Source organism: Streptomyces sp. CoH27, assembly GCF_020181035.1.
Lineage (GTDB): Bacteria > Actinomycetota > Actinomycetes > Streptomycetales > Streptomycetaceae > Streptomyces > Streptomyces camelliae.
Window position 1 is genome coordinate 214,071 of sequence record NZ_JAIQYY010000019.1, and the last position, 9,209, is coordinate 223,279.

The window sequence follows — 9,209 nt, forward strand, 5'->3', positions numbered from 1 at the left end:
AATGACGGTGGGCTTCCATTCGGTTCACTCCCTCATGAACACGCAAAAGGCGGCTCCCACACCTTGACCGGCATCTGGTCCAGACCAATCATGGCCTAGACCAATAGCCCCGGCCGGGCTGCTCGCATCCCGTTCGATCGCCTGTCATCCATCCGGGAGTACCCGATGACCCGTCCGAGATCCCTCCGCGCCCTGCTCGCCGGCGCGGCCACCCTGGCCGCGTCCGCAGGGCTCGCCCTCGGGGCCACAGGCACCGCGCAGGCGGCGACCCCGCTGCCCGCGCTCGTCTTCGCGCCCTACTTCGAGGCCTACAACGGCGACAGCCCCGCCGCACTCTCCCAGGCCTCCGGCGCCACATACCTGACGATGGCCTTCCTCCAGACCGACAAGAAGGGCTCCTGCACGCCGTACTGGAACGGCGACACGGGCAAGCCGGTCGACTCCTCCGTCTTCGGCGCCGACTTCGCCACGATCCGCTCCCGCGGCGGTGACGTGATCCCGTCCCTCGGCGGCTACGCGGCCGACAACGGCGGCACCGAGATAGCCGACAGCTGCACGAACGTCGACTCCATAGCCGCCGCCTACGAGAAGATCATCACGACCTACGACGTCTCGCGGCTCGACATGGATGTCGAGGACAACTCCCTGACCGACACCGCGGGCATCGACCGCCGCAACCAGGCCATCAAGAAGGTGCAGGACTGGGCGGCCGCGAACGGGCGCTCGGTGCAGTTCTCGTACACCCTGCCGACCACGACGACCGGGCTCGCCGACAGCGGGCTCGCGGTGCTGCGCAGCGCGAAGAACGCGGGCGCCAAGGTGGACGTCGTCAACATCATGACGTTCGACTACTACGACGGCGCCACCCACCACATGGCGACCGACACGGAGACGGCGGCGAGCGGACTGCACGATCAACTGGCCTCGCTCTACCCGAATCTGTCGGACAGTCAGCTGTGGAACACGATCGGCGTCATAGAGATGCCCGGCGTGGACGACTACGGCCCGGCGGAAACCTTCACCACCGCCGACGCGACGACCGTGTACGACTGGGCCGTCTCCAAGGGCATCAACACCCTCTCCTTCTGGGCCCTCCAGCGCGACAACGGCGGCTGCCCCGGCGGCAGCGCCTCCGACACCTGCTCCGGCATCGCCCAGGACACCTGGTACTTCAGCCACACCTTCGAGCCCTTCACCGGCGGCACGACGACACCGCCCGCGAGCGACTTCGCCGTCTCCCTCTCCCCCGCCACCGCCTCGGTCGACCCCGGCGGCTCGGCGACGGCGACCGTGCAGACGTCGGTGACCTCGGGCAGCGCCCAGAGCGTGGACCTGGCCGTGAGCGGCGCACCGAGCGGAGTGACCGCCTCCCTCAGCCCCACCTCCGTCACCGCGGGCGGCACCTCCACCCTCACCGTGCGGACCAGCACCTCGACGGCACCCGGCACCTACACCCTGACCGTCACCGGCACGGCCGGCACGGTCAAGCACAGCTCTTCGCTCACCCTGACCGTGAACGGCTCCGGCGGCGGCACGGGTGTCCTCACCAACGGTGCCTTCGAGACCGGCTCGCTCACCCCCTGGACCTGCGACAGCGGCGCAACGGTGGTCACCTCGCCGGTACACGGCGGCTCCCACGCCCTGAAGACCACGCCGACCTCTTCGCAGACCGGCCAGTGCGCACAGACCCTCACCCTGAAGCCCGGCACCTCCTACACCCTGAGCGGCTGGGTGCAGGGGCCGTACGCCTATCTCGGTGTCAGCGGCGGCGCGACGGCCAGCACCTGGACCTCGTCCACGTCCTGGTCGAAGCTGACGGTGCCCTTCACCACCGGCTCCTCGGGCACGGTCACGGTCTACGTCCACGGCTGGTACGGACAGGGCCCGGTGTACGCCGACGACCTGACCGTCAGCTGACCACCCGCCGCGCTTCCTCCCCCAAGCCCCGCCCGGCACTCGTCGGGCGGGGCCGGGCGGTGAGCCCGCCTCACGGCCGGACCGGCGCACGGGCGGTGTCTTCCGTACGCTGAAAGGACCGAGGCTCTGGGGGGTGTCCCGCAGGCAGGAGAGGGTCGTGATCGAACTGGCTGCGGCGTTCGCCGTCGCGGGAGCGGCGAGCAACGCCATGGGCACCGCCTTCCAGCGCAAGGCGGCGTCCACCTCCCGCCGCAGCGGGATCCGGCTGGTCGCGGAGCTGGCGCGGCGGCCCTTCTGGGTGATCGGCATGTGCGGTGTGGTCGGCGCCGCGCTGTTCCAGAGTCTGGCCCTGGTCAACGGCCCGCTCGCACTCGTCCAGCCGCTGTTCATCCTGGAACTGCCGTTCGCGCTGCTCATCGCGGCCCCGCTGATGCACAAGCGGATGCCGCGCTCGGGCTGGTGGGGCGTGGGCTGCTGTGTGGGCGGCCTGGCGGTCCTCCTCATGGCCGCGGCCCCGCACGGCGCCACCGACCACGCGCCGCTGACCCGCTGGATCCCGGCTCTGTCCCTGTGCCTCGGCGGGATGACCGGGGCGGTACTGCTGTCCGGCCGGGGCCACGCGCCGGCCCGGCGCGCCGCACTGCTCGCGGCCGCGTCCGCGACCGGGAACGCCCTGACCGCCGCCCTGCTGAAGTCGGCCAGCGGCACCTTCGCCGACCACGGCTTCGGGGCCTTTCTGCGGTCCTGGCAGACGTACGGCTTCGCACTCGTCGGAGTCGCCTCCGTCGTCCTGCTGGAGAACGCGCTCCAGGCAGGCCCGCTGGTCGCCGCCCAGCCGGCACTCACGATCGGCGACGCGATGATCAGCCTGGCCCTCGGCATGACCCTGTTCGGGGAGCGGATCCGCCTGGGCTGGTGGCTCGTGCCGGAGGCGTGCGGGGCGCTGCTGATCGTCGCGGGTGTCGTGGTCCTCAGCCGGGCCGTCCAGCGCATCACCACGGTGCCGGTCGCGGCGGAGCGGCGACACGCGGAGGCCTGAGCGGTGCGCCCGTCAAGGCCGGCCCGGCTGGCTGGATGTCACCGTTGACCGGGTTGGTCCGCCCATGACACGTTCGGCCTGCCCCGGCCGAGTGGACGGGGCAGGCCTCCTGGAGGGAGACGAACGATGGCGTTATGCGGTAGACGCACGCGGCTGCGCGCGGCCGTCACGGTGACCACGGTGATGATCGCGGCGGTCGCGGCCGGGCCGGCCGCCGTCGCGGCGAGCGCCCCGGCGCCCCGCGCCGCGACCCCGGTCGCAGCGGGTGCGCTGAACGATCCGACCCCGGAGGAGCAGGAGCACCTCAGGGAGGTGGCCGGTTCGATCTGGACACCGGAGCTGGCCGCCGGCTGGAACATGAACTCCGACGTGGCCGACGTCCTGTCGACCGCCACCGGAGAGATCCTCAAGTGCAGCGAGGCCTTCGCGCTCGTCCCCCGCCCGCCCGGCTTCCTTCCCGGGATCGGCTACCTGCTCAGCTACTGGAAGAACCTCCGCGACTACTTCCTCGTCGTGAAGGACGACCGTACCTACCGCGCCTGTGTCGTCACGGCCGCCAACAACTACCGCTCACAGATCGAGATCGCCTCGATGGGCATCTGAACGGATTCCTACCGCCCCGCGATCCCGTCGATCCAGGACAGCAGCCGTTCCCCCTGGGTGGCCATCACGCCGGGATCGCGCAGGGTGTTGGTGAGGACGGACATGCCCTGATAGGCCGCGACGAGTTCGACGGCGAGCGCGGCGGCGTCCACCCGGCCGAGCTGGGCGAACTGGGACTCCACCCAGTCGAGCAGGGCCCGCATCACCTTCGCGGCGGCCCGGTCCAGGCCGTCGTCACGCTTGTCCAGCTCGGTGGCGAGGGTGCCGAACGGGCAGCCGAAGCGGGCGGCGGTCTCGCGCTGGTCGACCCAGCCGGCGACCAGCGCCTTCAGCCGGTCGGCCGGGTCCGGCAGGGCGGCCAACTCGGCTGTGAGCGCGTCGAGTTGCTCGCAGTGAGCGTCCACGGCGGCCTCGACCAGCAGGTCCTTGGTCTTGAAGTAGTAGTAGACGTTGCCGAGGGGGACGTCGGCCGCGCGGGCAATGTCGCCGAGGGTGGTCTTCTCGACGCCCTGCTCATGGAAGACCTGGACGGCCGCTCGCACCAGGCGCTCACGTTTGCCGCCGCGGCCCGAGCGCGGTGCTTTCGCGGAGGTGGCGCGGGTGCCGGATTCTGAGTCAGTCACCTGACTGAGGATAGACAACGGGCACGGGCGCACGCTAACGTCTCGCTTAGTTAGTCAACTAACTCACTGGAGGGGATGTCATGATCGTCGTCACGGGAGCCACCGGGAACGTCGGCCGCGCGCTGGTCGCCGAGCTGGTCGAGGCCGGGGAGGCGGTGACCGCCGTCGCGCGGCGCGTCCGGAACGAGGACGTGCCGCCGGGAGTACAGGCCGTGGCCGCCGACCTGGGGAACCCGGAGACCCTGGGGCCGGCGCTGGAGGGCGCGAAGGCCCTGTTCCTGCTGGTGGCCGGCGAGGACCCGGCCGGCATCCTGCGCCGGGCCGCCGCGGCCGGGGTCGCGAGGGTGGTGTTGCTGTCCTCGCAGGGGGTGGGCACCCGGCCCGAGGCATACGCACACGCGGCGGGCTTCGAGGCGGCTGTCGCCGCGTCCGGCCTGCCGTTCACCGTCCTGCGCTCGGGCGGCCTGGCCTCCAACGCGCTGGCCTGGGCGGAGCCGGTCCGCCGGCACCGTACGGCGGCGGCGCCCTTCGCCGACGTGGCGCTGCCGTTCGTGGACCCGGCCGATGTCGCGGCCGCGGCGGCGGTCGTCCTGCGCGAGGACGGCCACGACGGCGCGACCTACACCCTGACCGGCCCGGAGCCCACCACCCCACGGCAGCGGGCCGCCGCCCTCGCCGAGGCGCTCGGGGAACCGGTGACGTTCGTGGAACAGAGCCGCGAGGCGGCCCGCGCGCAGATGCTCCAGTTCATGCCGGCGGCGGTCGCCGAGGGCACGCTGGCCGTCCTCGGCACACCCACACCGCAGGAGCAGACGGCCAGTGGGGACGTGGAGCGCCTGCTCGGCCGCCCCGCGATCCCGTTCGCCGCGTGGGCGGCACGCCATGCGGCGGCGTTCCGCTGACGGGCTGCGACGCCGGGAGGATGACCGGGACGACGGGCGGTCCGGCCGCCCCCACGCCACGACCGGGCCGGTATGCACGCGTCGAACGCGAACGGCGCTTCCTGCCGGCCGGCCCGCCCGCGCCCGCGACGGTGACGGCCACGCGCACGATCACCGACCGCTGTCCGCCGGGCACCCGCCTGCGGCTCCGCCGCTCCGAACGGCCGGACAGCCAGGGCGAGTTGAAGCTGACGCAGAAGATCCCCCGCACCCGGCCCGGTGCCGTCGCAGGGCCTGGTCACGAGCACGTTCCTGTCGCCGGCCGAGTACGACGTCCTGGCCTCGCTGCCCGCCCTGACCCTCACCAAGACCCGCCTGAGCGTTCCCCCGCTGCGCGTCGACGTCTTCGCCGGGCGGCTGCGCGGACTGGTGCTCGCGGAGGGCGAGTTCGCGACGGACGAGGAGGCGGAGCCCTTCGCACCCCCGCCCGAGTGCGGGGCCGAGGTGACGGACGACGTGCGCTTCATGGGCGGGCACCTGGTCCGGGCGACCCGCGCGGAGCTGCTCAGCCGTCTGGCCGAGTACGGCATCCACCCCGAGTGATCCCAGTGGCCGTGGAGCGCCATAGGGCCACCTGGGTGAGGCAACTTCCCGCTTGGCGCCTCCTTTGCCCGCCACACCGAACCAAATAAAGCCATTTGTCTGCTTATCAACCCTATGGTGCGAGGTGTTCGGGGTCTCGGCTGAGGGGGCGCACAACGCGTCGTGGCAGGGCGCGGGTTGGGATGGCGATGAGTGGAATCGGCCGCCGGAGCGCGGCGCGTCTCGGGCTCGGTGCCGGAATCGGCATGGCCGCCGCCTCACTGGCGGGATGCAGTGGCCAGGGCGGGCCCGAAGGGGCGCCCGCGCCGGGGGCGGGTCGATTGATCGGGGACGGCTCGACGTCGTACACCGGACGGCAGCCCAACCAGCCGCCCCCGCCCACGGCCCTGGAACCCGGGCAGCCCCCGCCGCAGTTCGTGGTGTTCTCCTGGGACGGTGCCGGCGAGGTGGGCACCGGCCTGTTCCCGCGTTTCCTCCAGCTCGCCCGGGACCACGGCGCACACATGACGTTCTTCCTCTCCGGCCTCTATCTGCTGCCGGAGGACAGGAAGCGGCTGTACCGTCCGCCGAACAACCCCGTCGGCGCCTCCGACATCGGCTATCTCACCGACCGGCACCTCAAGGAGACGCTGACGTGCGTGCGTCAGGCCTGGCTCGACGGCCACGAGATCGGCACCCACTTCAACGGCCACTTCTGCACCGGCCCCGGCTCGGTGGCCGACTGGACCGCCGCGCAGTGGCGTTCGGAGATCGAACAGGCCCGGTCGTTCGTCACGTCCTGGCGCACCCACACCGGTTGGCACAGCGCCCCGCCGCTCCCCTTCGACTACGACAAGGAGCTGGTGGGCGGCCGTACCCCGTGCCTGCTCGGGCAGGCGAATCTGCTGCCGGTCGCTCGGGAACTGGGCTGGCGCTACGACGCGTCCTCGCCGGGCGGACTGCAACGCTGGCCGCGCAAGCGGCACGGCGTCTGGGACCTGCCACTGCAGAGCATCCCTTTCCCGGGCCGCACGTTCGAGGTGCTGTCCATGGACTACAACATGCTCGCGAACCAGTCCAGGAACACGACACGGGCACCGTCCTACAACTACCCCTACTGGCGCGCCCAGGCGACACAGGCGTACCTGGCCGGGTTCCAGCGGGCGTACGAGACCAACCGGGCGCCGTTGTTCATCGGCAACCACTTCGAGGAGTGGAACGGCGGCATCTACATGGACGCCGCCGAGGAGGCTCTCAGGCAGATCGCCGGCCGGGAGGACGTACGGCTGGTCTCCTTCCGCCAGTTCACCGACTGGCTCGACGCCCAGGACCCCGCGCTGCTCGCGCAGCTGCGCCGCCTCCAGGTCGGCGAGAAGCCCGACGGCGGCTGGACGGCGTTCCTGCGCCCGGCCGAGCGCTCCCGGGGCATGGCGTGACCGCTCGGCACACGAACGTCAGCCGGCGCTGCGGCGGGCGTACACCTCGATCTCGATCTTCATCCGGGGGTCGGCAAGGCCGCACTCCAGCATGGTCGCGGCCGGGCGGACGTCGCCGAAGCAGCGCCGCAGCACCGGCCAGCAGGGCTCGAAGTCCGCGCGGTCGGGCAGCAGATAGCGCACGCGCACCACATCGGCGAAGGTGCACCCCGCCTCGGCGAGCGCGGCCTCGATGTTGCGCAGGCACTGCTCGGCCTGGGCCACCACGTCGTCCGGGATCGTCATCGTCGTGTAGTCGAACCCGGTGGTCCCGGACACATGCACCCAGTCGCCGTCGACCACGGCACGGGCGTAACCGATCTGCTCCTCGAAGGTCGAACCGCTGAGGATCGCGCGTCGCTCTGTCATGCGCCGAACGCTAGGTGACCAGCACCGATACGTCTAATACGGTCAGTGGCATGGATCGATATCCCAAGGAATATCGCAGGGGTGTCGCAGGGGATGTCGCCGCGCCGGCATCTGCTGATATCCCAGGATCATGGACCGTCCCGAACTGCTGCCTCTCCCGCAACTGCACGCCTTCCTCGTACTCGCCGAGGAACTGCACTTCGGCCGCGCGGCCGCCCGCCTGGGCGTGGCCCAGCCTCCGCTCAGCCAGCAGATCCGCAGGCTGGAGGAGAAGGTCGGGTATCCGCTGTTCGACCGGGCCCCGGGCCGGGTCGCGCTCACCCCGGCCGGCCATTCCCTGCTGCCGGCCGCACGGCGGGCGCTGACCGGGCTCGCCGACGGGCTGGCCACGGCGCGGGCCGCCGGCAGCGGGCGGGCCGGGCGGCTGCGGATCGGTTTCGCCGCCTCCCTGGCGCTGACCGTGGTGCCGGGCCTGCTGCGCGACTTCCGGCAGCGCTTCCCGGAGGCACATCTCGACATCCACGAGATGACGACGGCACCGCAGCTCGACGCCCTGCGCGACCGGACGATCGACATCGGCCTGCTGCGCGAACCGCCGGCCGGCCCGTCCGAGCTGGGCTTCCGGACCGTGCTCAGTGAACCGTTCGTGACCGTCCTGCCGGCCGCGCACCCGCTGGCCGCCCGACGGACCGTGCCGCTCGGCCGGCTGGCGGACGAACCGTTCGTGCTGCTGCCGCGCGCCGTGGGCCCACAGCTGTACGACCGGATCACCGGCCTGTGCGAGGCGGCGGGGTTCACGCCCCGGATCGCGCAGCACGCGGTGGAGTGGCAGACGGTGTGCGCGCTGGTGGAGACCGGGCTGGGCGTGTCCGTGGCGCCGGCCGGCATCCGCCGTATCCGCCTCAAGGGCGTCGCCTTCCGCCGGATCGAGCCCGGCACCGCCCGTACCCGGGTCGCGGTGGCGTGGCGCGAGGGCGACGGCAATCCCCTGGTCGGACAGCTGCTGGCGACGATCGGTCAGGGCGGAGCCGGACGCCTGCCCGGCACGGTCACCGGGCCGGCTCCGGACGCACCGGATGCCCGCTCATGATCGAGACCCGGTTGAACGCGTTGATGGTGACGGCCACCCAGATGACCGCCGCGATCTGGTCGTCGGTGAGCACGTCCCGGGCCGCCGTGCAGGCCGCGTCCTGCGCGGCGGTGTCCGCGGCGGCAGTGGTCGCCTCGGCGAGCGCCAGTGCGGCTCGCTCGGCGGGCGTGAACAGTTCGGTCTCCCGCCAGGCGGCGAGCACACCGAGGCGCTCCGGGGTGTCACCTGCCCGCAGCGCGGCCCGGGTGTGCACGTGCAGGCAGTAGGCGCAGCCGTTGATCTGCGAGACCCGGAGGTTGACCAGCTCCACGAGGGTGCGCTCCAGACCGGCGTCGGCGGCCGTCGCCCGTACCGCCTCGGAGGTCTGCACCAGTGCGTGATACGGCTTGGGGCTCTGCTTGTCGATGAAGATCCGCCGAGCGCCGCCGGCCGGGACGGGACTGGTCAACCTGGACTCCTCCGGGGTTCGCACCATACTCGTCAAGGATTAAACCATCAGGGTTCTGGCCCGTTGGTCTCCGGTGAGGACCGGCGCTATGCGACGACTTCGCCTAGGCGGCGACCTCGGCGGTCTTCGCCTCCTCCGCGTTGGGTACCTGGATCGCGATCACCTCATAGCCCTGCCCGGCC

10 protein-coding genes are annotated in these 9,209 nt (G+C 71.8%); 7 read left to right on the forward strand and 3 right to left on the reverse strand.

Annotation, left to right across the window (positions count from 1 at the left end):
* Window positions 1-165 precede the first annotated feature (165 nt).
* The 3 genes from LE548_RS30405 to LE548_RS30415 all read left to right on the forward strand — a co-directional run bounded on the left by LE548_RS30405 (window position 166) and on the right by LE548_RS30415 (window position 3,559).
* Window positions 166-1,917, forward strand: coding sequence for a carbohydrate binding domain-containing protein (locus tag LE548_RS30405; RefSeq protein WP_225100173.1), 1,752 nt, complete (start codon window positions 166-168; stop codon window positions 1,915-1,917).
* A gap of 157 nt (window positions 1,918-2,074) precedes the next feature.
* Window positions 2,075-2,956, forward strand: coding sequence for a DMT family transporter (locus LE548_RS30410; protein WP_225100174.1), 882 nt, complete (start codon window positions 2,075-2,077; stop codon window positions 2,954-2,956).
* 126 nt (window positions 2,957-3,082) lie between these two features.
* A complete protein-coding gene (locus LE548_RS30415; protein WP_225100175.1) occupies window positions 3,083-3,559 on the forward strand; it encodes a hypothetical protein in 477 nt (158 codons plus the stop codon).
* Between the two features lie 8 nt (window positions 3,560-3,567).
* Here the strand turns inward: LE548_RS30415 and LE548_RS30420 are convergent, their stop codons facing one another.
* The gene (locus LE548_RS30420; RefSeq protein WP_374116192.1) at window positions 3,568-4,182 is read right to left on the reverse strand and encodes a TetR/AcrR family transcriptional regulator; all 615 of its coding nucleotides are present in this window, start codon (window positions 4,180-4,182) and stop codon (window positions 3,568-3,570) included.
* 80 nt (window positions 4,183-4,262) lie between these two features.
* Here LE548_RS30420 and LE548_RS30425 point away from each other — a divergent pair, with 80 nt between their 5' ends.
* The 3 genes from LE548_RS30425 (at window position 4,263) to LE548_RS30435 (ending at window position 7,081) form a co-directional block, all read left to right on the forward strand.
* Window positions 4,263-5,084, forward strand: a complete 822-nt coding sequence (locus tag LE548_RS30425; RefSeq protein ID WP_225100176.1) for an NAD(P)H-binding protein — start codon at window positions 4,263-4,265, stop codon at window positions 5,082-5,084.
* Window positions 5,085-5,342: 258 nt separating this feature from the next.
* Window positions 5,343-5,666 (forward strand): hypothetical protein, encoded by a 324-nt coding sequence (locus tag LE548_RS30430; RefSeq protein WP_225100177.1) that lies wholly within the window; start codon window positions 5,343-5,345, stop codon window positions 5,664-5,666.
* 188 nt (window positions 5,667-5,854) lie between these two features.
* On the forward strand, window positions 5,855-7,081 hold the full coding sequence (locus LE548_RS30435) for a hypothetical protein (protein ID WP_225100178.1): 1,227 nt from the start codon (window positions 5,855-5,857) through the stop codon (window positions 7,079-7,081).
* Between the two features lie 18 nt (window positions 7,082-7,099).
* Here LE548_RS30435 and LE548_RS30440 read toward each other — a convergent pair whose 3' ends face one another.
* Window positions 7,100-7,489, reverse strand: a complete 390-nt coding sequence (locus LE548_RS30440) for a RidA family protein (protein WP_225100179.1) — start codon at window positions 7,487-7,489, stop codon at window positions 7,100-7,102.
* A gap of 130 nt (window positions 7,490-7,619) precedes the next feature.
* On the opposite strand from LE548_RS30440, the gene LE548_RS30445 reads away from it, so the two are divergent.
* Window positions 7,620-8,579: a LysR family transcriptional regulator gene (locus tag LE548_RS30445; protein WP_225100180.1), complete on the forward strand. Its 960-nt coding sequence runs from the start codon at window positions 7,620-7,622 to the stop codon at window positions 8,577-8,579.
* Here the strand turns inward: LE548_RS30445 and LE548_RS30450 are convergent.
* A complete protein-coding gene (locus LE548_RS30450; protein WP_225100181.1) occupies window positions 8,539-9,027 on the reverse strand; it encodes a carboxymuconolactone decarboxylase family protein in 489 nt (162 codons plus the stop codon). The two genes, LE548_RS30445 and LE548_RS30450, sit on opposite strands and share 41 nt — an antisense overlap.
* Window positions 9,028-9,209 lie beyond the last annotated feature (182 nt).